This is a genomic window from Stenotrophomonas sp. STEN020, from assembly GCF_056760195.1.
The window spans coordinates 1-22,354 of record NZ_JBRREI010000036.1 but is presented as its reverse complement, the minus strand read 5'-3'; the positions used below and the strand labels follow the sequence as shown (position 1 = coordinate 22,354).

The 22,354-nt window shown below is 62.7% G+C and carries 19 protein-coding genes; 13 read left to right on the top strand and 6 right to left on the bottom strand.

What is annotated here, in order from left to right:
- Positions 1-106 precede the first annotated feature (106 nt).
- The gene (locus tag ACVOLZ_RS14970; RefSeq protein ID WP_481516817.1) at positions 107-1,075 is read right to left on the bottom strand and encodes a LysR family transcriptional regulator; all 969 of its coding nucleotides are present in this window, start codon (positions 1,073-1,075) and stop codon (positions 107-109) included.
- A 108-nt stretch (positions 1,076-1,183) separates the two neighbouring features.
- Here ACVOLZ_RS14970 and aceB point away from each other — a divergent pair, with 108 nt between their 5' ends.
- The 4 genes from aceB (at position 1,184) to ACVOLZ_RS14950 (ending at position 7,919) form a co-directional block, all read left to right on the top strand.
- A complete protein-coding gene (gene aceB / locus ACVOLZ_RS14965) occupies positions 1,184-2,827 on the top strand; it encodes a malate synthase A (protein WP_481516816.1) in 1,644 nt (547 codons plus the stop codon).
- A gap of 41 nt (positions 2,828-2,868) precedes the next feature.
- Positions 2,869-4,200, top strand: a complete 1,332-nt coding sequence (gene aceA / locus ACVOLZ_RS14960) for an isocitrate lyase (protein WP_481516815.1) — start codon at positions 2,869-2,871, stop codon at positions 4,198-4,200.
- A gap of 169 nt (positions 4,201-4,369) precedes the next feature.
- Positions 4,370-5,407 (top strand): GGDEF domain-containing protein, encoded by a 1,038-nt coding sequence (locus tag ACVOLZ_RS14955; RefSeq protein ID WP_481516814.1) that lies wholly within the window; start codon positions 4,370-4,372, stop codon positions 5,405-5,407.
- A gap of 13 nt (positions 5,408-5,420) precedes the next feature.
- Entirely contained in the window at positions 5,421-7,919 is a 2,499-nt protein-coding gene (locus ACVOLZ_RS14950; protein WP_481516813.1) for a putative peptide modification system cyclase, read from the top strand.
- Between the two features lie 19 nt (positions 7,920-7,938).
- Here the strand turns inward: ACVOLZ_RS14950 and ACVOLZ_RS14945 are convergent, their stop codons facing one another.
- Entirely contained in the window at positions 7,939-8,223 is a 285-nt protein-coding gene (locus ACVOLZ_RS14945; RefSeq protein ID WP_481516812.1) for an NHLP-related RiPP peptide, read from the bottom strand.
- 380 nt (positions 8,224-8,603) lie between these two features.
- Here ACVOLZ_RS14945 and ACVOLZ_RS14940 point away from each other — a divergent pair, with 380 nt between their 5' ends.
- The 3 genes from ACVOLZ_RS14940 (at position 8,604) to ACVOLZ_RS14930 (ending at position 10,563) form a co-directional block, all read left to right on the top strand.
- Positions 8,604-8,909: an NHLP-related RiPP peptide gene (locus ACVOLZ_RS14940; protein WP_481516811.1), complete on the top strand. Its 306-nt coding sequence runs from the start codon at positions 8,604-8,606 to the stop codon at positions 8,907-8,909.
- A 165-nt stretch (positions 8,910-9,074) separates the two neighbouring features.
- Positions 9,075-9,434, top strand: a complete 360-nt coding sequence (locus ACVOLZ_RS14935) for a hypothetical protein (protein ID WP_481516810.1) — start codon at positions 9,075-9,077, stop codon at positions 9,432-9,434.
- Positions 9,394-10,563: a putative peptide maturation dehydrogenase gene (locus ACVOLZ_RS14930; RefSeq protein ID WP_481516809.1), complete on the top strand. Its 1,170-nt coding sequence runs from the start codon at positions 9,394-9,396 to the stop codon at positions 10,561-10,563. The genes ACVOLZ_RS14935 and ACVOLZ_RS14930 overlap by 41 nt, the downstream gene beginning before the upstream one ends.
- Before the next feature lie 28 nt (positions 10,564-10,591).
- Here the strand turns inward: ACVOLZ_RS14930 and ACVOLZ_RS14925 are convergent, their stop codons facing one another.
- Both ACVOLZ_RS14925 and ACVOLZ_RS14920 read right to left on the bottom strand, forming a co-directional pair.
- Positions 10,592-12,562, bottom strand: a complete 1,971-nt coding sequence (locus ACVOLZ_RS14925) for an acetyl/propionyl/methylcrotonyl-CoA carboxylase subunit alpha (RefSeq protein ID WP_481516808.1) — start codon at positions 12,560-12,562, stop codon at positions 10,592-10,594.
- A 356-nt stretch (positions 12,563-12,918) separates the two neighbouring features.
- Positions 12,919-14,529, bottom strand: a complete 1,611-nt coding sequence (locus ACVOLZ_RS14920) for a carboxyl transferase domain-containing protein (RefSeq protein ID WP_481516807.1) — start codon at positions 14,527-14,529, stop codon at positions 12,919-12,921.
- Between the two features lie 42 nt (positions 14,530-14,571).
- Here ACVOLZ_RS14920 and ACVOLZ_RS14915 point away from each other — a divergent pair, with 42 nt between their 5' ends.
- On the top strand, positions 14,572-14,835 hold the full coding sequence (locus ACVOLZ_RS14915) for a hypothetical protein (protein ID WP_481516806.1): 264 nt from the start codon (positions 14,572-14,574) through the stop codon (positions 14,833-14,835).
- Positions 14,836-14,948: 113 nt separating this feature from the next.
- On the opposite strand, the gene ACVOLZ_RS14910 is transcribed toward ACVOLZ_RS14915, so the two are convergent.
- Positions 14,949-16,112, bottom strand: a complete 1,164-nt coding sequence (locus ACVOLZ_RS14910) for an isovaleryl-CoA dehydrogenase (protein WP_481516805.1) — start codon at positions 16,110-16,112, stop codon at positions 14,949-14,951.
- Positions 16,113-16,256: 144 nt separating this feature from the next.
- Here ACVOLZ_RS14910 and ACVOLZ_RS14905 point away from each other — a divergent pair, with 144 nt between their 5' ends.
- The 3 genes from ACVOLZ_RS14905 to ACVOLZ_RS14895 all read left to right on the top strand — a co-directional run bounded on the left by ACVOLZ_RS14905 (position 16,257) and on the right by ACVOLZ_RS14895 (position 19,370).
- Complete coding sequence (locus ACVOLZ_RS14905; protein ID WP_481516804.1) at positions 16,257-16,874, top strand: TetR/AcrR family transcriptional regulator; 618 nt, start codon at positions 16,257-16,259, stop codon at positions 16,872-16,874.
- A gap of 135 nt (positions 16,875-17,009) precedes the next feature.
- Positions 17,010-17,528 (top strand): c-type cytochrome, encoded by a 519-nt coding sequence (locus tag ACVOLZ_RS14900; RefSeq protein ID WP_481516803.1) that lies wholly within the window; start codon positions 17,010-17,012, stop codon positions 17,526-17,528.
- Positions 17,529-17,636: 108 nt separating this feature from the next.
- Positions 17,637-19,370, top strand: coding sequence for an ExeM/NucH family extracellular endonuclease (locus tag ACVOLZ_RS14895; protein WP_481516802.1), 1,734 nt, complete (start codon positions 17,637-17,639; stop codon positions 19,368-19,370).
- A 166-nt stretch (positions 19,371-19,536) separates the two neighbouring features.
- Here ACVOLZ_RS14895 and ACVOLZ_RS14890 read toward each other — a convergent pair whose 3' ends face one another.
- Positions 19,537-20,397, bottom strand: coding sequence for an EamA family transporter (locus tag ACVOLZ_RS14890; RefSeq protein WP_481516801.1), 861 nt, complete (start codon positions 20,395-20,397; stop codon positions 19,537-19,539).
- A 62-nt stretch (positions 20,398-20,459) separates the two neighbouring features.
- On the opposite strand from ACVOLZ_RS14890, the gene ACVOLZ_RS14885 reads away from it, so the two are divergent.
- Both ACVOLZ_RS14885 and zapE read left to right on the top strand, forming a co-directional pair.
- Positions 20,460-21,131 carry an alpha/beta hydrolase gene (locus tag ACVOLZ_RS14885; protein WP_481516800.1) on the top strand — a complete coding sequence of 224 codons (672 nt, stop codon included), beginning with the start codon at positions 20,460-20,462 and terminating at the stop codon, positions 21,129-21,131.
- 2 nt (positions 21,132-21,133) lie between these two features.
- On the top strand, positions 21,134-22,228 hold the full coding sequence (gene zapE / locus ACVOLZ_RS14880; RefSeq protein WP_481516799.1) for a cell division protein ZapE: 1,095 nt from the start codon (positions 21,134-21,136) through the stop codon (positions 22,226-22,228).
- Positions 22,229-22,354 lie beyond the last annotated feature (126 nt).

Genomic DNA, 22,354 nt, shown 5'->3' with positions numbered 1-22,354 from the left:
GGAGCAAAGGCAAGGGCGATTCCCGCCTGCGCGGGAATGACGACAAAAAAGCGGGGGCAAAAGCGAAGGCAAAAGCAAACAAGCCCAAAGCAAACAGGCACAAGCCTTATCGCTCCGAATGCCCGGTATCGTCGTACTGCCGCGGCGCAAACAGATCCGGCTGGATCAGCTCCACAAATGCCCGCGCCTGCGGCGACAGCACCTTGCCCCGCCGCACCACCACGCCATAGCTGCGCGAGGGGAAGTAGTCACTCATCGCCCGCGTCGCCAGCTTGTCGCGGTCGCCATCGTTCAAGCACAGGGCGGTGACGATGCTGATGCCCATGCCCATCGCCACGTACTGCTTGATCACTTCCCAGCCGCCAACCTCCAGCGCCACGGTGTACGGCACGCGGTGCTGCTGGAACACCAGGTCGACCAGCCGCCAGGTGATCTGCCGGCGCGGCGGCAGGATCAGCGGCCACGGCGACAGGTCTTCCAGAGTCAGGTTCTTCTTCTTCGCCAGCGGGTGGTCGGGCGGGGTGATCAATACCTGGTCGAAGCGGTAGACCGGCGCGTAGCTGAGGTCGGCCGGCACATCCATCATCGAGCCGATGGCCAGGTCAGCGGCGTCGCTGCGCAGCAGGTCGGTGCCGTCGGCGCTGATTGCGTTGTGCAGGGTCAAGCGCACGTCCGGGTGAAGTTTTCGGAAGTTTTCGACGATCTTTGGCAGTAGATACAGGATGGTCGACGAATTTGCCGCGATATTGAGCTCGCCTGCATCCAGCCCGCTGACCTTCTCGCGGAAGCGCGGCAGCAGTCCGTCCAGGCTTTCCACCAGTGGCTGCGCCATGTCGTACAGCAGCTGGCCCTCGCGGGTGGGCACCAGGCGGCGCCCGCTGCGCTCGAACAACACCACTCCCAACTCCCGTTCCAGCGCCTGCAGCTGCAGGCTCACCGCCGGTTGGCTGACGAAAAGTGCTTCCGAAGCACGCGAAACCGAGCCCAATCGCACCGTCTGCAGGAATGCCCGCAGCGGCTTGAGTCGATCAGACTTGTAGGAAAAACGCGGGGTTACGGGCGGCTTGGTGGGCATGTTGAAGCAAGTATTAGCACAACTTATAAATAACATTGCAAAAACTGTTTTGTTAAATACCTGCCTGCGGCCGCACGTTGGAGTCCCCGACATACGCAGGTACCTCCGATGTCCGCCGTCGCCCACGCAGTCGCTACCCCGCAGTCCGCCCCCCGCCCGACCCCGGGCATCACCCTGACCACCCAGCTGGCCGGCCAGTCCGCGCTGCTGCCGGCCGGCGTGCTGGGCCTGCTCGTATCGCTGCACCGTGCGGTCGAGCCGGGCCGGCAGGCGCGCTTGGCTGCCCGCCGCGAGCGTCAGGCCTTCTTCGACCAGGGCGGGCTGCCGGACTTCCGTGCCGATACCCGCGGCATCCGTGAAGAAGACTGGAGCGTGGCGCCGATTCCGGCCGCGTTGCAGGACCGCCGCGTCGAGATCACTGGCCCGACCGACCCGAAGATGGTCATCAACGCGCTGAACTCCGGCGCCAAGGTGTTCATGGCGGACTTCGAGGACTCGACCTCGCCGACCTGGCGCAATGTGCTGTCCGGCCAGCAGACGATGAAGGCGGCGGTGCGCGGCGATCTGGATTTCACCGCGCCGGCCACCGCCAAGGGCCCGGGCAAGCACTACACGCTGCGCCCGGCCGACGAACAGGCGGTGCTGATCGTGCGCCCGCGTGGCTGGCACCTGGACGAGAAGCACGTGCTGATCGACGGCCAGCCGATTGCCGGCGGCCTGTTCGATGCGGCCCTGTTCGCCTTCCACAACGCCCAGACGCTGATGGACAAGGATCGCGGCCCGTACTTCTACCTGCCCAAGCTGCAGTCGATGGAAGAGGCGGCGCTGTGGGAGACCGCGCTGTCGCACATCGAAGGCATGCTGTGCCTGCCGCATGGGCAGATCAAGGTCACCGTGTTGATCGAGACACTGCCGGCGGTGTTCGAGATGGATGAGATCCTGTACGTGCTGCGCGACCGCATTGTTGGGCTGAACTGCGGGCGCTGGGACTACATCTTTTCCTATCTGAAGACCTTCCGTCGCCATGCCGACAAGGTGCTGCCCGAGCGCGGCCAAGTGACGATGACGCAGCCGTTCCTGAAGGCGTATTCGGAACTGCTGATCAAGACCTGTCATCGCCGTGGTGCGCATGCGATGGGTGGCATGGCCGCGCAGATCCCGATCAACCACGATGCGGCCGCCAACGAGCAGGCGATGGCACGGGTGCGCGCCGACAAGCTGCGCGAAGTGACTGCCGGCCACGACGGCACCTGGGTGGCGCACCCGGCGCTGATCCCGGTGGCGCGCGCCATCTTCGACGAGCACATGTCCGGTCCCAACCAGCACCACGTGCTGCGCCGTGACGTGCAGGCCAATCGCGATGAACTGATCGCGCCCTGCAGCGGCACCGTTACCCGCGCGGGTTTCGAGAACAGCGTCGAGGTCTGCGTGCGCTACCTGGCCGCCTGGCTGGACGGCAATGGCTGCGTGCCCATCCACAACCTGATGGAAGACGCAGCTACCGCCGAGATCAGCCGCAGCCAGATCTGGCAGTGGCTGCATGCCGGCAACCAGCATCTGGATGACGGCACCGCGATCGACTTCGCGCTGCTGGCCAACACCCTGCGCGCCCTGCCGGCGCGCCTGGGCGACACCTCCGCACTGCCCGGTGGCAGCCGCATCACCCAGGCCATCGGCCTGCTCGACCAGCTCAGCCGCGCCGACGAGCTGACCGACTTCCTGACCTTGCCTGCCTACCGGCAGATCGATTGACCCTTCCCCTTACGCAAGCACGACTTTTCGAGGACAGCACGATGAGCAGCTACCAGCAACAGATCGACGCCCTGCAGCACGACTGGGATACCAACCCGCGTTGGAAGGGTTTGAAGCGCACCTACAGCGCCGCCGACGTGGTGCGCCTGCGCGGCAGCGTGCAGCCGGAACATACCCTGGCCAAGCGCGGTGCCGAGCGCCTGTGGGAACTGGTCAACGGCGGCTCGAAGAAGGGCTACGTCAATGCCTTCGGTGCAATCAGCGCCGGCCAGGCGATGCAGCAGGCCAAGGCCGGGCTGGAAGCGGTGTACCTGTCCGGCTGGCAGGTGGCCGCCGACGGCAATACCTCCGAAACCATGTACCCGGACCAGTCGCTATACGCCTACGACTCGGTGCCGACCATGGTCCGCCGCATCAACAACACCTTCCAGCGCGCCGATGAGATCCAGTGGAAGAACATCATCGACGGCAAGGTCAAGGCTGAGGACGCGATCGACTTCTTCCTGCCCATCGTTGCTGATGGCGAGGCCGGCTTCGGCGGCGTGTTGAACGCCTATGAGCTGATGAAGAACATGATCGTCGCCGGTGCCGCGGCAGTGCACTTCGAGGACCAGCTGGCGGCAGTGAAGAAGTGTGGCCACATGGGCGGCAAGGTGCTGGTGCCGACCCAGGAGGCGATCCAGAAGCTTTCTGCCGCCCGCCTGGCCGCCGACGTGCTGGGCGTGCCGACCATCGTGCTGGCGCGTACCGATGCCGAAGCCGCCAACCTGCTGACCAGCGACTTCGACCCGAACGACACCCCGTTCATTACCGGCAAGCGCACCGCCGAGGGCTTCTACAAGGTCAAGAACGGTCTGGAGCAGGCGATCAGCCGCGGTGTCGCCTACGCCCCGCACGCCGACCTGGTGTGGTGCGAGACCGGCACCCCGGACCTGGGCTTCGCCCGCGAGTTCGCCCAGGCCGTGCATGCCGCCAGCCCCGGCAAGCTGCTGTCCTACAACTGCTCGCCCTCGTTCAACTGGAAGAAGAACCTTGACGACAAGACCATCGCCAAGTTCCAGGACGAGTTGGCCGCGTTGGGCTACAAGTACCAGTTCATCACCCTGGCCGGCATCCACATCAACTGGTTCAACACCTTCAAGTTCGCCCACGACTACGCCCGGGGTGAAGGTATGCGCCACTACGTGGAGCAGGTGCAGGAGCCGGAATTTGCCGCCCGCGACAAGGGTTACACCTTCGTCTCACACCAGCAGGAGGTGGGCGCAGGCTACTTCGACGATGTGACCACGGTGATCCAGGGCGGCGCCTCCAGCGTGACCGCGCTGACCGGGTCGACCGAAGAGGAGCAGTTTCAGACTGAAGTAGCTGCCTGAGGGCGCTGGCCAGGTCGTTTCAAAGGGGCTCTTACGAGCCCCTTCTTTTTTTTGCTTGATCCAGCATCAAACGGTGTAAGGGATCACAAAACCGATAATTTTGGTGATAGGCTCGCGAGATTACTCGTCTCACATGGGCGAGCAGTCCATGAGGCATGGAATGAGCGGCATGGGAACAGGGGGTTTGGCACTGGAGTCTGAACTTTCCGTCGCTACGTCGGCGGGAAGCGCGGTGCTGCGTGCGCAATTGTCACCGGTGGAATTTGCACTGTTTGCCCAGTACGGCGTTCGTCGTGCGCTGCAGGCCGACCAGGTGCTGTTCCGCCGTGGTGATCTGGGCAGCTCGATGTTCATCATTGTCAGCGGCACCATCAGCCTGGACTTTGGTGCCGGCCTGGCGCCAAAGCCCATGGGCAGCAACGACTTCTTTGGGGAGCTCGGGCTGTTGATCGAGCGCCACCCGCGTTCCTGCGATGCGCGCGCCAACTGTGACAGCGTGCTGTTGGAAATCACCCATGCCAACTTCCATCGGCTGATCGACCAGGATCCGGCGATGGTGGTGTTCTTCCTGCGCCGCACCCTGTCGCGGGTGGTGTCTAGCGAACAGCGCCTGATTGCCCAGCTCAGCCGTCGCAATCACGAACTGGAAACCGCGCTGGGCAATCTCTACAGCGCCAACCATGAGCTGCACCACACCCGCGAGCTGGTCTACAGCGATGACCTGACCGGACTCAGCAATCGCCGCGCGCTGACCGCCTATCTGCAGAAGTCACATCGCTCCGGTCATCGACCGCAAGGCCTGTTGCTTCTGGATTGCGATGACTTCAAGGGCCTGAACGACTCTTACGGTCACCTTGCAGGTGACCATGCACTGCAGTGTTTCGGCCGTATTCTTGCATCGGTAACCGGAAAGGACGATATCGCCTGCCGCCTTGGCGGCGACGAGTTCTGCGTATTACTGATGAAAGCTGACGCCGAGAGTCTGTCGCGCACCGCTGATTTCGTGCTGGAAGCGATGCGCCATCTGATCGCCTATCCCGGTGCAACGGTCGGCGCCTGCTCGCTTAGCGTTGGCATGGTGTTGATCGATGAGGATCACCATTGGAACGACGCCTATTCGCGCGCTGATCAAGCGCTGTACCTGGCAAAGCGCGAAGGCGGTAATCGCGCTCAGTGGTTCCTGGAGCAGTCCGGTGACCACGGCTAGCCCGGCGTAACGCATGACCAGAGAGACCGACGCGCTCTCGTCCGATCGCCAGCTCAAGACGCTGGTGCTCACCGATCTTTGTGACTCGGTGGAGCTGACGGCACGGATTGGCGACGCGGCAGCTGCTGAGCTGTTCCGCACCTTGGACGTGCGTGCGCTGCAGCTGCTGCAGCGTTGGAAAGGTCGGTTGATCGACCGTTCCGACGGCATGTTCCTGCTGTTCGATGTGCCTACCCAGGGCCTGGGTTTTGCCTTGGATTACCTGGACGCCCTGGCTGAGATCGGCAGGGAGCGCAAGCTGCCGCTGCAGGCGCGGGTCGGCATCCATGTAGGGGACGTGCTGTTCTGGCGCAACGATGACGATGCGGTTGCCGCCGGTGCCAAACCGCTGGAGGTGGAGGGCGTGGCCAAGCCCACCGCAGCCCGCCTGATGGCGTTGGCGCGGCCGAATCAGATTCTATTGTCGTCAGTGGCTGAAGCGCTGTTGCGCCCAAGCCAACGTGAGCTGGGCGAACGCGGTGCGAACCTGCAATGGAAGTCGCACGGTCGCTGGTATTTCAAGGGCCTGCCGACGCCACAGGAAGTGTTTGAAGTGGGCACAACGGGAAGCGCTCCACTGCGCATGCCGGCCCGTTCCAGCAAGGCGTGGCGGCGTCTACCGCTATGGCTGCGACCGGCGGCGTTGGTCGCCGAGTTGATGTTGGTAATGGCAATCGGCGCCGTGGCATGGGCGTTGGTTCGGCCGGAGCCAGCGATCGCTTTCGCCGAGCGGGATTGGGTGGTGGTGGGGGACTTCACCAACCAGACCGGCAACCTGGTGCTGGACGACGCCCTCCAGCAAGCATTGAGGATCAGCCTGGAGCAATCCCGGCACGTGAATGTCATCAGTGATCTGAAGGTGCGTGAGACGCTCCGGCAGATGCGCAAGGACCCGGCACAGCCGCTGGATCGTGATACAGCCAAAGAGGTTGCCATCCGAGATGGCGCGCGCGCCGTGGTCATGCCAAGTGTGCAGGAGATTCATGGAAAGCTGCGCGTCAGCATGGATGTTATCGATCCGGTATCCGGTAGGGTCGTGTACTCAGAGCACTCGGAAGGTAGAGGGCTGGATTCCGCGCTGGCCTCCCTGGACAAGGTTGCTACAGCAATTCGCTTGAAGCTTGGCGAGACGAACGAAGCATTGGGTCGGGCCTCATTGCCGTTGCCGCAGGTTGCTACCAACAATCTCGACGCGCTGCATGTGTATGCAGCCGCGCAGGCTGCGTACGGAATCGGGGAGATTCAGAAGTCTTTGGAGTACTACCAGGTCGCCACACGATTGGATCCAACGTTCGCAATGGCGTTTCTTGGGGAGATGCGTTCGTTCGTGGGGTTGGGGCATCTGGATGAAGCCAGGACCAGCTTGGCGTCGGCGGAAGGTTTGCGTGATCGGCTGAGTGCTCGTCAGGCGCTGTACATGGATGCATGGAAAAACCAGTTGTACGATGGCAATGAAGTCACGAGCTTTCGGTCATGGAAAATGCTGGCCGATCTTTACCCTGATCATCATGGGGCAAATGCCAATCTGGCCCTCGCAGCTCTTTCGTTGGGTCGCTATGCAGAGGCCGAGCGGGCGGCCGAACGTGTCGATGTTCCCCAGGTTGAACTGCGCAGCGCCGCGCTTCAGCTGCATGGCCGGGTGCAATTAGTCCAAGAGCGAAGAAGGGAAGCAATAGCATCGTTGCGTGAGGCCATGGTGTTGGCTGATGGTCGTAGCAATCGATACTTGATTGGTGCGTTGGCTGCCAATGATGAAAGTGCTGCGGCATGGGGAATACTAATGACGCTACCTCAGGGCAATCCTGGTGGGTGGCTTGATGGAACCTCGTTGGCGTTGAGTGATGGAAAGCTGGAGGAGGCATTGGCAGGCGTGGATGGGGCGGCAGCCCGCTGCGACGACCAAAGCCTGGAGTGTGAGTTGCTGGCAGCGGTGCGGATCACAGCACATGCAGCTGCCGGGTCTTGCCTCCCTCCGGTGCAAATCCAGGCCGTGCTGAAGCCGCTGCTTGATAAAACAACCGATCCAAAGCAGACCGACCGAGGGCAGCGCCTGTATTACGCGGCTGCAGTTATCTACTCAAGCCAGCGTATGGGGCATACGTTCGAATCGCAGCGCAAGAAGCTGGATGGCTTGGCTTTGGAGGTGCGTGATCCACGTGCTTCGGAGCTGATCGCGTTGGTGGGCCAGAACGAACTGCGTCTTTCAGGTGGTGCCAAGGACGTGCTGCCGAATTTGCGCGCAATGGTAAACGGCGGTGAACTCTTTCAGGTGCACAGCGTGTTGGCTGCTGCATACCACGATGTTGGCGATGCAGTTGCGGCGGCCAATGAGCTCGCCTGGCTGAAAGCAAATCGAGGGCGTGCTTACGCTGAGTATGCTGGAAGCTCAGCGTTGCAGGCGTTGAATGTCATGGACAGTACCAAGTCGCCCGCAGGCAATGCATGTGTGGCATCGTCTGCGAGCGGGCGCTGATAAGTTTGATCGCTGTTGATCAGTTGCTGGTTCTTCCGTCGACGAAGCAAAACGCAATGGAAAAGATGCTGGTGCTTGTCAGATGTTCAATCATGCGGTCTCGTGCGATCGTCATATCCTCGATGGACGCAAGTTCACCGGGCATGCTGCACTCCTGAGCAGAGTTGGCAGCGTTTTTACTGATCCTTGCCAGCGCGGTAGCTGGATTGGACTGGAACTCCTGACGAAATACAGGATCTGTAGTCAGAAGTTCTAAAAGGGTGATGGCTTCCGTTTGAGTCAGTGGCGCTTTCTCTTTCGACATTGTCAGTTCTTCTTATCAATGGAGTGGTCACATCAGTGAACTATAACGGCCCGCTTGGCGAGCACTTTAGACGAACTTCGCAACTATAAGCTGGTGCCGCCACGCAATATTCGAAAGTGTCATGGCTGTATCCGCGAGGTCCGTGATAGCGGCGCTGCTGGCACATTGGCAAGGCAAGCGTCTGGCCGAAGGTATTGCGAAGAAATTGGCAGTGCGTCTATGTAGTCATGTTGAGTGCATATCGTGATCGTTCTGGGTATTGAGCAAGATCGGGTGTCGTTGGAGAATGCACTTTCGTAAAACTGCGTTTGAAGAAGCGGGACGCTAGCAACGGCGGGCCGTAGTTTGGCGGGTCTTTTGTCATCACTATCTCAGAGGATATGAAATTGAAAGAAAAGGCGCCTTGTTCAATGATCGATGCAGTGAAGATTCTGGATCTTCTTGTTACGGATGATGCGTTTCGTGACGCTTTTCAGGAGAGTCCCGGAGAAGCGCTGAGGAAGGTCAGCCCCGAAGCTGCAAAGGCCGCTGCGCTTTGTGCGTTGCCGGGGCCGCTGGCTTCGAAGGAGGATCTCGCTGTTTCTCGCGCGCGGTTGGTCGAAGTGCTGGCTTCGGTTGGGCTGTTCTATCAGCCGTATTGCTTTGTTGATGAGGCATCGGGGCAGGTTGTTGCACTGGCTGCCTAGGGCCCATTGCGGAATATAGAGCCGTGGTGGCTTCAGATGGGTGGCCTGATTGGAGGCGGCTGCCTTTGTCAGTTGCAATCAGGCTGCCGATCTTGTTTACGGCGAGGGGATGGTTTTGCGGGTTCTGCAAGCAGGCCCGCTGAAGTCTCCCGCCGAGATAGGCCGATGACGATTGGGATGTTTGCGGGATTGGAAGAGTGGCGGCGGGGAGCGCTGGAGAAGGCGCGCCCTGCCGCCACTGCCAATCTGGACAAGCCCGTGTTCGAGGCGATCCTGCCTATCTACCTTGTCCCGTCTTGTAGCCTTCCAGCATTTGCTGATGGCGACGCGGGGAAGCACTGGGGTCTGCCATCGATTGAAGGTGCGCCGTTCTCCAAAGCCTTGGTGATTGATCCCAGGCGTTCGTGTCGGGTGTGGACATTTCGCACTGGTACGCGCAACTGCCGCTACATGTGTTCGCTCAATACGCAAGAAAAGAGGAATGATGAATTACCGACGTTGTCACGCAGTGGCAGTTCTTCCTGAAGAGAAGGCTACGTTCTCGCTGAACGCTCTGATCTCTGGTGGTTCCGGACTTGAGTATGAACGTTGTATCCGCGTTTACGCGGCGCATCTGGATACGGTGTGCACACTGGAAGTGGAGGCTTGCATGCTGCTGCTTTCCACCAGCGCCGAACAATGGAGGCAACTTCCCGATGACGCGGTGGCTCGCGAGCAGGTGCTCAAACTGGTCGAGCTTGGTCTATTGGTGCTGGATGTGGATGCCCCAGGAAATCAAGCACACGCTGACCTGCGTGTTCGAGAGAACCACTGGTGGCCGCTGTCTGCTATCCACTATCGTCATTCGCGCTGGGACGGGGTGGACAGCGCGGGTGAGATGGAACGAAGCCAGATGCTTACCGCCAAGGACCTGGTGCGGAAGCTGGGGGTGCCGCCTTCGGAGGCTCCAGATCGACAGGCTGGTGCGCTGGCGCTGCCGCGAGTAGTCGACGATTCAATGGACCGCTTGCTGGAAAGCAGGGTGACCTGTAGAAATTTTGATACGACACGTCCACTTGCCATGGCTTCGCTAGCGGCGATGCTGCAGGATGTGCTGATGTCCAAGGCAGTGGTGGAGAGCGAGCCGGGCGCGCGTTTCCTGAAGAAAAACGTTCCTTCTGGTGGTGGATTGCACCCGACCGAGGCTTACGTGGTTGTGCGCGATGTCGCTGGGCTGGCGGCAGGTGTCTATCACTATCACGCAGTTGCTCACGAGCTTGCGCGCATTGCAGCGCAGCCGAATGATCTGGATGGTTTCTCGCAGCGTCTACTGGCTGGACAGCACTGGTTTGCCAATGCCCCGGCGATGGTCGTGCTGGTGTGCCGCTTCGAGCGCAACTTCTGGAAGTACCGCAGGCATGTCAAGGCCTATCGCGCAGTGACCCTGGACGCCGGGCATATATCGCAGGCGTTTTATACGGCGGCAACCAAGCACGGCTTGGGTGCGTTTGTGACAGCGGCCATCAACGAAGTCGAGATGGAAAAGGTTCTGGCATTGGACCCGATGGAGTACGGGACTCTGGCTGTGTGCGGTTTCGGCTGGCGCGCCCCGGTGATGAGCATGGCGGAACTGGATCCTGCTCATCGCGTTTGGAGGAGCGCGCCGGCTGCTTGATGGTTGGTGCTTGAGTTGTTGGCGTAAGTCAACCCGCCTCGAAATCAACCAATACCGCGCCATCGGCCACTTGATCACCGGCCTTGGCGCGGAAGCCATGCACGATGCCGTCGGCCGGCGCTTGCAGGGTGTGCTCCATCTTCATCGCTTCCATCACCAGTAGCGGCGTACCGCGGCTGACAGTGGTGCCAGGCTGCACCAGCAGGGTTACGACGCGGCCTGGCATCGGTGCCAGCAGGCTGCCGCCGTGGTCGGCGCTGTTGTCGGCTTCGGCGACCGGGTCGTGGATGTTGAAGCGCTGCTGCTGTTCATTGCCGAACACGTACAGCATATTGCCGTCGCGGATTGCCTGGCCGCGCTGCAGGCGTTCGCCCAGTTGCAAGGCGTAACCAGTGCTGCTGGTTTTCCCGGTCACGCTGATCGATGTGTCGCTGACCTGCACCTGCCAGCCGGTGGCGCTATCGCGCACCTGCAACTGTTTGCGCTGCTCCAGGTGTTCCAAGGTCACCAAACGTGCCGCGGGGCCGGTAAGGCGCCAGCTGTCAGCGATTGCCCACGGGGAGGCGTCGTTGTCGTGCGGCGTATCGTTGGCTACAGCGAGCACGGCCGCTAGCGCCCAGTCATTGTCACTGGCTGCAACGTGATGGATATCCAACGCTTCACGCTCGCGTTCGATCAGCGCGGTATCGAGATTGGCGGTGCGGAACGAGTCGGTCAGCACCAGTCGACGCAGGAAGGCGGCATTGGTGGTCACGCCGACGACTTGGCACTGCGCAAAGGCCTGCTGCATGCGCTGCAGGGCGCTGGCACGATCCACATCCCAGACGATCAGCTTGGCGATCATCGGGTCGTAGTACGGGGTGATTGCATCGCCTTGCTCGACACCGGCGTCCACGCGCACATTGGCACTGGGCTGTGGCAGGCGCAGATGGCGCAGCGTGCCGGTTGAAGGCAGGAAGCCGCGGTCGGCGTCTTCGGCGTATAGCCGTGCCTCGATCGCGTGGCCGTGGATCTGCAGTTGCTCCTGCGTCTTCGGCATAGGCTGACCAGCGGCCACGCGCAGCTGCCACTCGACCAGATCGGTGCCAGTGATCAGCTCGGTGACCGGGTGCTCGACCTGCAGGCGGGTGTTCATTTCCATGAAATAGAAATCGCCATCCGGTCCAGCGATGAACTCAACCGTACCCGCGCCAACGTAACCAACCGCGCGCGCGGCATCAGTAGCGGCCTTGCCCATGGCGGCGCGGCGTTCGGCAGTCATGCCGGGGGCGGGCGCTTCTTCCAGCACCTTCTGGTGGCGACGCTGCACCGAGCAGTCGCGCTCGAACAGATAGACCACGTTGCCGTGGCTGTCGCCGAACACCTGGATCTCGATATGGCGCGGACGCTCGACGTATTTCTCCACCAGCACATGTGCATTGCCGAACGAAGCCTGCGCCTCGCGCTGGCAGCTGGCCAGCGCAGCCTCGAAGTCGGTGCTGGCCTCGACCTTGCGCATGCCCTTGCCACCACCGCCGGCGCTGGCCTTGATCAACACCGGATAACCAATCGCATCGGCCTGCGCGCGCAGGAACTCCGGCTCCTGCCGTTCACCGTGATAACCCGGCGTCAGCGGCACGTTGGCGGTCTGCATCAGCGCTTTGGCCGAACTCTTGTCGCCCATCGCGTCGATGGCGCTGGCCGGCGGCCCGATGAAGACGATACCCGCAGCATCACAGGCACGCGCGAAGCCCGCGTTCTCGGATAGAAACCCATAACCCGGATGGATGGCCTGCGCACCGCTACGCCGCGCGGCCTCGAGAATGACCTCAGCGCGCAGATAGCTCTCGGCAGCCGGCGCAGCACCGATATGGATAGCCTCGTCAGCCAGACGCACATGCCGCGCATTGCGATCAGCATCCGAATACACCGCGACGGTAGCGATGCCAAGACGACGGCAGGTAGCAATAACGCGGCAAGCGATTTCACCGCGATTGGCGATCAGGATCTTGTTGAACATGGCTTTATCCGTTGAGTGCCGAGGTGGTTGCGCGGCGAAAAGCGGAGGATGCGGGGCCGGGCTTTGCTCTGGCTTGTGACTTTGATTTTCGGGTCCCCTTCCGTAGCGACGGAGCCGGCGGACAAGACCCCGAAGGGGCGGCGCACAAGGATGTGCGTCGTTTTTCGACGAGACAGGGATGTCTCGTCGAAAAATCCTGCCGGCGGAGTGGACCCGCGATGCGTAGCATCGTGGGCGCGCAGGCAGGGTGTGTTTTCTTTTGGTTACTTCTTCTTTGCACAAGCAAAGAAAAGTGACTCGCTCCCCGTAGGGGAGTGAAAGCCTTTGCTGTTGCTGTCAGAGCGATGTTCACGCCATCACATCCGGAATACACCAAACCGTGTGTCCTGCACAGGCGCATTGAGACTGGCAGCCAAGGCCAGCCCAAGCACCCGCCGCGTATCGGCCGGATCAATCACCCCGTCATCCCACAAGCGCGCGCTCGCGTAATACGGATGACCCTGCAACTCGAACTGATCACGGATCGGCTGCTTGAACGCATCTTCCTCTTCGGCCGACAACGCCCCACCCTTGGCCTCGATACCATCACGCTTGACCGTAGCCAACACACTGGCCGCCTGCTCACCGCCCATCACCCCGATGCGCGCATTCGGCCACATCCACAGGAAATGCGGCGAATACGCGCGCCCGCACATGCCGTAATTGCCGGCACCGAACGAACCGCCGATAACCACCGTGTACTTGGGCACACGTGCATTGGCCACCGCCATCACCAGCTTGGCACCATCCTTGGCGATACCGCCGTGCTCGTACTTTCGACCGACCATGAAGCCAGTGATGTTCTGCAGGAACAGCAAAGGGATGTTGCGTTGGCAGCACAGCTCGATGAAGTGCGCGCCTTTCAGTGCAGACTCCGAGAACAGGATGCCGTTGTTGGCGATGATGCCGACCGGATGGCCATGCACATGCGCGAAGCCAGTGACCAAGGTGTTGCCGTAGCGCGGCTTGAACTCATCAAAGCGCGAACCGTCGACAATGCGTGCGATCACTTCGCGCACGTCGTAGGGCTTGCGTGTATCAGCGGGAATCACGCCATAAAGCTCATGCGCATCAAGCAGCGGCGCCTCGCTGGCCTGCAGCGCAACGCCTGCATCGGGCTTGCGCCAGTTCAAGTTGGCGATGATGGAACGCACCCGCGCCAGCGCCTGCAGATCGTTGTCAGCCATATGGTCGGCAACACCGGAGATGCGCGTGTGCACGTCGGCACCGCCAAGTTCTTCGGCACTGACCACTTCGCCGGTGGCGGCCTTCACCAGCGGCGGACCGCCGAGGAAGATGGTGCCCTGTTCCTTGACGATGACGGTTTCATCGCTCATTGCCGGCACATAGGCGCCGCCCGCGGTGCAGCTGCCCATCACGCAGGCGATCTGCGGAATACCCTGCGCTGACAGGTTGGCCTGGTTGTAGAAGATGCGGCCGAAATGATCGCGATCAGGAAAAACTTCATCCTGCAGCGGCAGGAAAGCGCCGCCGGAGTCGACCAAATAGATGCAGGGCAGGCGGTTCTGCTGGGCGATTTCCTGCGCACGTAGATGCTTCTTCACCGTCACAGGGTAATAGGTGCCGCCTTTGACCGTGGCGTCGTTGGCGACGATCAGGCATTCCACGCCGGACACGCGGCCGATGCCGGCGACCATGCCAGCGCCGGGTACAGGATCGGCATACATGCCATGCGCGGCCAGGGGCGCGACTTCCAGGAACGGGCTGCCGGGATCGAGCAGGGCGTCGATGCGCTCGCGCACCAGCAGCTTGCCGCGTGCACTGTGCTTGGCCCGGGCTGCATCGCTGCCGCCACGCGCGGTGGCTTCCAGTGTGGCGCGCAGATCATCGACCTGGGCCTGCATCGCGGCGCGGTTGGCTTCGAAGCTGTCACTGCCGGGTTGCAGCTGGGAGGTGAGTACGGTCATGGCCGATGTCCTGGATTCTGGAGCTGGTCTGCGCGCGGAAACATGGCAGCAGGGCTGTTGCTGTTGCTTTGCTATTGCTTTGCTCTTGCTTGGTTCTTGCTGTTGCTGTTGATGTTGATGTTGCTGTTGCTGTTGCTGTTGCTTTGCTCTTGCTTTGCTCTTGCTTGGCTCTTGCTTGGCTTTTGCTTTTGCCGTTGCTTTGCTCTGCTTTTGCCGTTGCTTTGCTCTGCTGTTGCTGTTGCTGTTGCTTTGCTGTTGCGTCCCTTCTCCCGCCTGCGGGAGAAGGTGCCCCGCAGGGGCGGATGAGGGGAGCTTTTAAAGCCTTGGGTCTGCTTGCTAGAAGCTTCCCCTCACCCCAACCCCTCTCCCGTAAACGGGAGAGGGGCTCTGATTTCGCTCTAGCTTCTGCTTGGCGTCACTTACATCGTGCGCTGAAACAACTCCCGCCCAATCAGCATACGGCGGATCTCGGAAGTGCCCGCACCAATCTCATACAACTTGGCATCACGCCACAAGCGCCCGGCCGGGTACTCGTTGATATAGCCGTTGCCACCAAGGATCTGGATCGCCTCACCTGCTGCCCAGGTTGCCTTCTCGGCCGAGTACAGAATCGCGCCGGCCGCATCCTGGCGCGTGGTGCGGCCCTGGTCGCAGGCCTTGGCCACTGCATACACATAGGCGCGGCAGGCATTGAGGCCGACATACATATCGGCCAGCTTGGCCTGGATCAGCTGGAAGGTGCCGATCGCTTCGCCGAACTGCTTGCGCTCATGCACGTAGGGCAGCACCACATCCAGCGCGGCCGACATCAGACCCAGCGGGCCGCCCGACAACACCACACGCTCGTAGTCCAGGCCGGACATCAACACTTTGACGCCGCCGCCAACTACGCCCAGCACGTTCTCGACCGGCACTTCGCAGTCCTGGAACACCAACTCGCAGGTGTTGGATGAGCGCATGCCCAGCTTGTCCAGCTTCTGCGCGGTGGAGAAACCCTTCATGCCCTTTTCGATGATGAAGGCGGTGATGCCGCGCGAACCGCCGTTTGCATCGGTCTTGGCATAGACGATCAGCACGTCGGCATCGGGACCATTGGTGATCCACATCTTGTTGCCGTTGAGCACGTAGTGATCGCCGCGCAGGTCGGCGCGCAGCTTCATCGATACCACGTCAGAACCGGCGCCCGGCTCGCTCATCGCCAAAGCACCGACGTGTTCGCCGCTGCAGAGCTTGGGCAGGTACTTGTGCTTCTGCGCTTCGCTGGCGTTCTTGCGCAGCTGGTTGAGGCACAGGTTGGAATGCGCGCCGTAGGACAGGCCGATGCCGCCGGAGGCGCGCGAGATTTCTTCCATCGCCACTACATGTGCCAGGTAGCCCATGCCGCTGCCGCCGTATTCTTCTTCCACGGTCATGCCCAGCAGGCCCTGCTCGCCAAGCTGGCGCCAGAGCTGGTTGGGGAAGTGGTTGCTGGCGTCGGCTTCGGCGGCCAGTGGCGCGATGTGCGCGGCGGCAAACTGCGCCACGCTTTCGCGCAGCATGTCGATTTCTTCGCCCAGATCAAAATTCAGGGTGGGGACGTGCATGGCTGGCTCCGGTACTGCTTGGCGATAAGGGGCGCACCGGGTTGGGAGGACGGACAGGCCGTCGGCACGGGCGTTTGCGCGCAGCCTAGCGGCTCCCGGGTAAAAAGTGAATACAAATTCAAAAATTGAACATAGAATCAACAAATGGCTTACAAGCGCTCGGAATTGATGGAAAAACGGCTGGCGGGCAACCGCGAGCGGATCCTGGTCGCGGCCCGCCGGCTGGTCGCCGCAGGCGGCTATCGCAACGCACCGATCACCGCGGTGGCTGCCGAGGCGGGGGTGTCGACCGGGCTGATCTACCGGCACTTCCCGTCCAAGGCCGAGTTGTTCGTCGAGGTACTGACCTTCGCCGTCGAGCATGAGCTGGAGATCCTGGCCGCAATTGCTGCCGAGCCACTGCCAGCGCCGGAGCGCCTGCAGCTGGCGGTGGCTTCGTTCGTGCGCCGCGCCATGGCCGGGCCGGGCCTGGCCTATGCCTTCATCGCCGAGCCGGTGGACCCGGAAGTGGAGGCCGAGCGCATCCGTTGCCGGCGTCTGTTCGGTGATGTGTTCAAGCGCATCCTCGAAGACGGCGTGCGCGCTGGCGAGCTGCCGGCGCAGGATCTGGACATCAGCGCGGCCTGCATCGTCGGTGCCTTCACTGAAGCCTTGGTCGGGCCGACCGCGCCCAGCCGCGATGGCCTGCGCGATGGCGAACATCTGGTTACCGCGATCAGTGCGCTGTGCCTGCGCGCAGCCGGTGCGCCGCTGTCGCACTGAGTGCTGTAACCACTGCGGGATGCTGCAATGCCGCACTTGTGCGCGTGTTCAGGGCATTGCGGGAGCGGGCGGACGCTGGTCTATACTCGCCCAGCAGCTGCTGGTCCACCGACAACTCGCCCGGGGTGATGAGACGTGCGGAATTACGACCTTGAGTTCCTGAAACGCTTTTCCATCGTGATCGCCTTCCTGGCCATCGTCACGATTGGCTTGATCATCTTCGCGTCCTACCTGCAGCACGTCATTCCCAAAGAAGTGTCGCCGACCGCGACCAAGCGCATCGAGGAACGCATTGCACCCATCGGTGCCGTGTATGCCGGCGCTACCGGTGCCTCGGCGCAGGCTGCCGCCTCCGCTGCGGCAGCAGCAGCTGCAGCCGCCAGCGGTGCCTACGGTGGCACCCTGGACGGCAAGACCATCTTCGACAGCCTGTGCACCGCCTGCCACACCACCGGCGTGGGCAACGCGCCGACCCTGGACCACAGTCACTGGGACAAGCGTCTGGCGCAGGGCAAGGACACCCTCTACAAGCACGCCATCGAGGGCTATACCGGCCCGGACGGCGGCATCATGCCGCCCAAGGGCGGCAATGCCGGGCTCAGCGAGGAGCAGATCCACGCCACCGTGGACTGGATGCTGGCCAATCTGAAATAGAAAGCCGCCAGACTCACGCAGCTGGCAATAGACCCGATTGCTGCAGAATAGCCGGCGCCGCCCCACCAGGGCGGCGCTTTGTGTTTCCGTCTTCCCCGGAGTGCGTCCATGCGTTGTACCCCTAGCTTGCTTGCCCTGGCCTTGGCTGCCGCCTGTTCCGGCGCGGCGCTGGCTGCCCCGTCCAAGCCCGTCGTACTGCCGATCGGCAGCGTGCAGGGCACGACCGACCACAGCCCGTATGCGGGCAAGACCGTCACCATCGAGGGCGCGGTGACCGCTGATATGCGTGATGGCCTGGGCGGCATCTTCGTGCAGGACGCAGGTGATGGTGATGCCGCCACTTCCGATGGCTTGTTCGTGCGCCTGCCCAAGGAGCAGACCGTGCAGGTCGGCCAGTGGCTGCGCATCACCGGCACCGTCGAAGAGCAGGCTGCCGGCAAGAGCGAGCAGGGCCTGACCACGCTGCAGGCGCAGACCATCAGCCCGGCCGCAGCGCGACCGCTGCCGGCAGCGCTGGTGTTGACCGATGTCCCCGCCAACTGGGAGGCATTGGAAGGCATGCAGGTGCGCATTCCGACCGGCCTGACCGTGGCTGGTCAGGACCAGCTCTCGCGTTATGGCGAACTGACCGCTGCCTTCGGCGGCCGCCTGTGGCAGCCCAGCGAAGTGGCCGTCGCCGGCAGCCCCGAACAGGCCGTGGTGATTGCCGACAACAACCGCCGTCGCCTGCGCCTGGACGATGCCAGCGGCAAGCGCGAGCCGGGTGCGGTGTCGTATCTGGCACCGGACCAGCTGCTGCGCAGCGGCGCACAGCTGCGCGACGTGCAGGGCATCGTCGACCAGCGATTCGATGGCGGCTATCGCCTGCAGCTGACCGCTCCGGTCGTGGTGGATGTCGAGCGTCCGCAGCAGCCACCGACGGTGGCTGGCAGCCTGCGCATCGCAGCGTTCAATCTGGAGAATTACTTCAACGGCGACGGCAAGGGCGGTGGCTATCCGACCCTGCGTGGGGCCAAGACCGCCGAGCAGCAGGCCGCACAGCAGGCCAAGCTGATCACCACCATCGGCAGCCTCAATGCTGACGTTGCCGCGCTGATGGAGCTGGAGAACGACGGCTACGGCCCGGGCTCGGCGATCGATCAGCTGGTGCGCGCGCTCAATGCGGCGCAGGGCAAGGATGGCGACTGGCGCTTCGTCGATGCCGGCAAGGGCCCGGGCGACAACCCGATCCGGGTCGGCATCATCTACCGTGCTTCAAAGGTGAGCCCGGTCGGCAAGCCGGCGGTGCTTGAGCGCGAGCCGTTTGGCGAACGCAGCCGCGTGCCACTGGCACAGGCTTTCCGCATGGGCCGCAAGGGCACCCCGTTCGTGGTGGTGGCCAACCACTTCAAGTCCAAGGGGTGCTCGGAAGCGAGCGGTGAGAACGCCGATCGCAACGACGGCCAGGGCTGCTGGAATGCCATCCGCGTGGAATCGGCCAAGTTGCTGCACAGCTGGCTGCAGGAAGATCCGACCGGCACCGGCAGCCGTGATGCGGTGCTGCTGGGCGACTTCAACGCTTATGCGATGGAAGACCCGATCCGCACCTTGAACGCCGATGGCTGGCAGGACGCGTTCAAGGTGGCTGGCGTGCAGCAGCCTTATAGCTACGTCTACAACGGCATGACCGGTCGTCTGGATCACGCCTTGCTCAGCCCGGGCATGGCCGCACGGCTGAAGGGTGCGGCGGAGTGGCATATCAATGCCGATGAGGCCGATGAGGTTGGTTATCAGGGCCGCAATGTGCCGGGGCCGTGGCGCAGCTCGGACCATGATCCGTTGTTGCTGGGGTTTGAGCCGTAAGGCTGAGAGCTGGAAGCTAGAAGCTAGAAGCTTAAGAGCACCCCTCCCCAGCCCTCCCCTTGCCTGCGGCAAAGGGAGGGGGCAGATTTTCTCCCTCCCTTTCGCGCAGCGAAGGGAAGGGCCGGGGAGGGGTGCCTTTGTTGTTGCTCCAGATCAGCAGAAAACCTCAAAACGTCCCGCGCGCAATCAGTCCAATCGCCACCACCGCCAGCGCCAGGCCAAGCCGATTCCACACGCTGGTCTTCTCACCAAACACCAGCACGCCGACCAGCGCACCCAGACACACCACGCCAATATTCATGCCGGCAAAAATCGTCGCCGGGCTGTGCGGCAGCGCCTGGTGCGCACGCACGTAAAACAGAATGTTGCCGAAGTTGAGCAGCCCGAGCAGCAGGCCAAAACCAAGATTGCCCAGCGTCAGCCGGCTGTTGCCGCTGAAATGCCGCTGCAGTTGCCACACCAGCATCAGCACGAAGGCGATGCCGAAGCTCACCAGCAAGGCCGCGATGGACGGCGTGCCGGCCGCTGCAACTTGTTTGAGCAGGATGTCGATCAGGGCAAAGCCGGCCCAGACCCCGAGCAACCAGCCCCAGCTTGAGCGCGAGCGCTCTGCGGTGCCGCCATCGCGCGCGGTCACGCCGACAATCGCCAGCAAGCCAAGCCCCAGGCCCGCCAGTTTCCAGCCATTGGCCTGTTCGCCAAACAGCAGGAAGGCAGCGGCCAACGACAGCAGCAAGGACAGCCGCTGGGCCACGTCGCTGCGCACGATGCCGGCCTCGCGCACCGCGCGGGCAAGCACCAGGAAGATGCCGGGCAGGGCCACGGCCAGTCCGAGCAGCGCCAGCCACGGCGTATGCCCGCTCTGCAGTGACTGCAGCGACGGCTTGAGCAACAACAGCGAGAGCACGCTGGCGGCCAGATAGTTCCAGGTCACCGCCTGGGCGATATCGACGCCACGGCGTGGCGCCAGTTTCAGCAGCACCGATACCAGAACACTGCAGATCACACTCAGGACAAGGAAATGCATGGATTTGGGCAGTTGTGAAGGGCGGGTGTGAAGCCGCCGGACGGGGCCGCTATTATGGCCGTATGCAAACTCTCCCATTCCCCCACGAATCGGCGACGCTGATGTTGGACGGCCCGGCCGGTCCGCTGGAAGTCGGCGTCGACCTGCCTGATGGCGAGTCCGCCGCGCGTCCGATCATCGCCGTCATCTGCCATCCGCTGTCCATCGAGGGCGGCAGCATGCACAACAAGGTGGTGACCATGGTCTCGCGCGCGCTGCGCGACCTGGGCATCACCACCGTGCGTTTCAACTTCCGCAGTGTCGGTGCTTCGGTTGGTACCTACGACAACGGTGAAGGCGAAGCCGACGATCTGCGCGCCGTGGTCAACTGGGTGCGTGCCCAGCGCCCGGACGCTGCGCTGTGGCTGGCCGGTTTCAGCTTCGGTGCCTATGTATCGCTGCGTGCTGCTGCCAAGCTGCAGCCGCAGGCCTTGATCTCGATCGCACCGCCGATAGGCCGCCGCACCTGGGATTTCTCCGAAGTGCAGCCGCCGGCCAACTGGCTGGTGGTGCAGGGCGATGCCGACGAAGTGGTCGACGCGCAGGGCGTGTACCAGTGGCTGGAATCACTGCCGAATCCACCGCAGCTGGTGCGCATGCCCGACACCTCGCATTTCTTCCATCGCAAGCTGATCGACCTGCGTGGCGCCATCCAGCATGAAGTGCGGCGCTGGCTGCCCGACGGCAGCAACTGAGCATGGATGCAATGACTCCCTCACAGCGCTACGCCGCCGGCGTAGTACGCGGCGACTGGCGCGATGACGTTGCCCAGCACGCCGCGCTGGCCGAGCTGGACCGCATCCACTTGGCCATTGTCGACAGTGCGCAGGACGGCTGGCTGGATCGCTTGTCTGCGTTCTGGAAGAAGCCCGAGCCGGTAAAGGGCCTGTATTTCTGGGGCGGCGTGGGTCGCGGCAAGACCTTCCTGGTTGACCTGTTCTACGACGGCCTGCCGATCGAGCAGAAGTACCGCACCCACTTCCACCGCTTCATGCGCGGCATCCACGAGCAGCTGCACCTGCATCAGGGGCAGAGCGATCCGCTGGCCAAAATCGCCCAGCAATGGCGCGACAAGCTGCGCGTGCTGGTGCTGGATGAATTCTTCGTCACCGATATCGGCGATGCGATGTTGCTTGGACGCCTGCTGGAGCGGCTGTTCGCCGAAGGCGTGACCTTGGTTACCACCTCCAATACGGCGGTGGAGAACCTCTACCTCAACGGCCTGCAACGCGACAGCTTCCTGCCGGCGATTGCCTTGCTGGAGAAGTATTGCGTCGAACTGTATGCCGAAGGCACCGAGGACTACCGCATGCGCGCGCTGACCCGCTCGCCGGTATACCGAGCGCCGTTGGATGCCGAGAGCGATGCGTGGCTGGCCGGCCGCTGGAAGGAGCTGAGCGGTGCCGAAGAAGCGCGCGGCGGCAACATCCAGATCGAAGGCCGGAAGATCCCGGTGCGTGGTCGCGGCAAGAGCATTGCTTGGTTCGATTTCGCCGCTTTGTGCGAAGGCCCGCGTGGGCCGTCGGACTACATCGAGATCGCACGCGAGTTCACCACCGTGCTGCTGGGTGGCATTCCGCATTTCGATCGTCTCAACGAAGATGCCGCGCGCCGCTTCGTCAACCTGATCGATGAGCTGTACGACCGCCAGGTCAACCTGGTCTGCACCGCCCAGGACGCGCCACCATTGCTATACAGCGGCACCCGCCTGGCCGGCGCCTTCGAGCGCACCGCCAGCCGCCTGATCGAGATGCAGAGCGCCGAGTACCTGGGCACCGCGCACCGCAACTGACCCGCCCTGTAGTGGGGGGGGGGGGGGGGGGGGGGGGGGGGGGGGGAGGGGGAGGGCAGGGGCACGGGACGGGGAGGGGCCCGCGAGGACCCCACACGCCCCCGAAGAGCGGGTGAGGGGGCGGGG

Excerpts from the sequence above, each read along its gene's own strand:
- ACVOLZ_RS14945 (WP_481516812.1), bottom strand. The coding sequence starts at position 8,223 with ATGTCGAAAGAGAAAGCGCCACTGACTCAAACGGAAGCCATCACCCTT.
- ACVOLZ_RS14885 (WP_481516800.1), top strand. The coding sequence starts at position 20,460 with ATGCAAACTCTCCCATTCCCCCACGAATCGGCGACGCTGATGTTGGAC.
- ACVOLZ_RS14895 (WP_481516802.1), top strand. The coding sequence starts at position 17,637 with ATGCGTTGTACCCCTAGCTTGCTTGCCCTGGCCTTGGCTGCCGCCTGT.
- ACVOLZ_RS14890 (WP_481516801.1), bottom strand. The coding sequence starts at position 20,397 with ATGCATTTCCTTGTCCTGAGTGTGATCTGCAGTGTTCTGGTATCGGTG.
- ACVOLZ_RS14920 (WP_481516807.1), bottom strand. The coding sequence starts at position 14,529 with ATGACCGTACTCACCTCCCAGCTGCAACCCGGCAGTGACAGCTTCGAA.
- ACVOLZ_RS14950 (WP_481516813.1), top strand. The coding sequence starts at position 5,421 with ATGACCAGAGAGACCGACGCGCTCTCGTCCGATCGCCAGCTCAAGACG.
- aceA (WP_481516815.1), top strand. The coding sequence starts at position 2,869 with ATGAGCAGCTACCAGCAACAGATCGACGCCCTGCAGCACGACTGGGAT.
- ACVOLZ_RS14910 (WP_481516805.1), bottom strand. The coding sequence starts at position 16,112 with ATGCACGTCCCCACCCTGAATTTTGATCTGGGCGAAGAAATCGACATG.
- ACVOLZ_RS14905 (WP_481516804.1), top strand. The coding sequence starts at position 16,257 with ATGGCTTACAAGCGCTCGGAATTGATGGAAAAACGGCTGGCGGGCAAC.
- ACVOLZ_RS14935 (WP_481516810.1), top strand. The coding sequence starts at position 9,075 with ATGACGATTGGGATGTTTGCGGGATTGGAAGAGTGGCGGCGGGGAGCG.
- ACVOLZ_RS14970 (WP_481516817.1), bottom strand. The coding sequence starts at position 1,075 with ATGCCCACCAAGCCGCCCGTAACCCCGCGTTTTTCCTACAAGTCTGAT.
- ACVOLZ_RS14955 (WP_481516814.1), top strand. The coding sequence starts at position 4,370 with ATGGGAACAGGGGGTTTGGCACTGGAGTCTGAACTTTCCGTCGCTACG.
- aceB (WP_481516816.1), top strand. The coding sequence starts at position 1,184 with ATGTCCGCCGTCGCCCACGCAGTCGCTACCCCGCAGTCCGCCCCCCGC.
- zapE (WP_481516799.1), top strand. The coding sequence starts at position 21,134 with ATGGATGCAATGACTCCCTCACAGCGCTACGCCGCCGGCGTAGTACGC.
- ACVOLZ_RS14940 (WP_481516811.1), top strand. The coding sequence starts at position 8,604 with ATGAAATTGAAAGAAAAGGCGCCTTGTTCAATGATCGATGCAGTGAAG.
- ACVOLZ_RS14925 (WP_481516808.1), bottom strand. The coding sequence starts at position 12,562 with ATGTTCAACAAGATCCTGATCGCCAATCGCGGTGAAATCGCTTGCCGC.
- ACVOLZ_RS14930 (WP_481516809.1), top strand. The coding sequence starts at position 9,394 with ATGAATTACCGACGTTGTCACGCAGTGGCAGTTCTTCCTGAAGAGAAG.
- ACVOLZ_RS14915 (WP_481516806.1), top strand. The coding sequence starts at position 14,572 with ATGGCAGCAGGGCTGTTGCTGTTGCTTTGCTATTGCTTTGCTCTTGCT.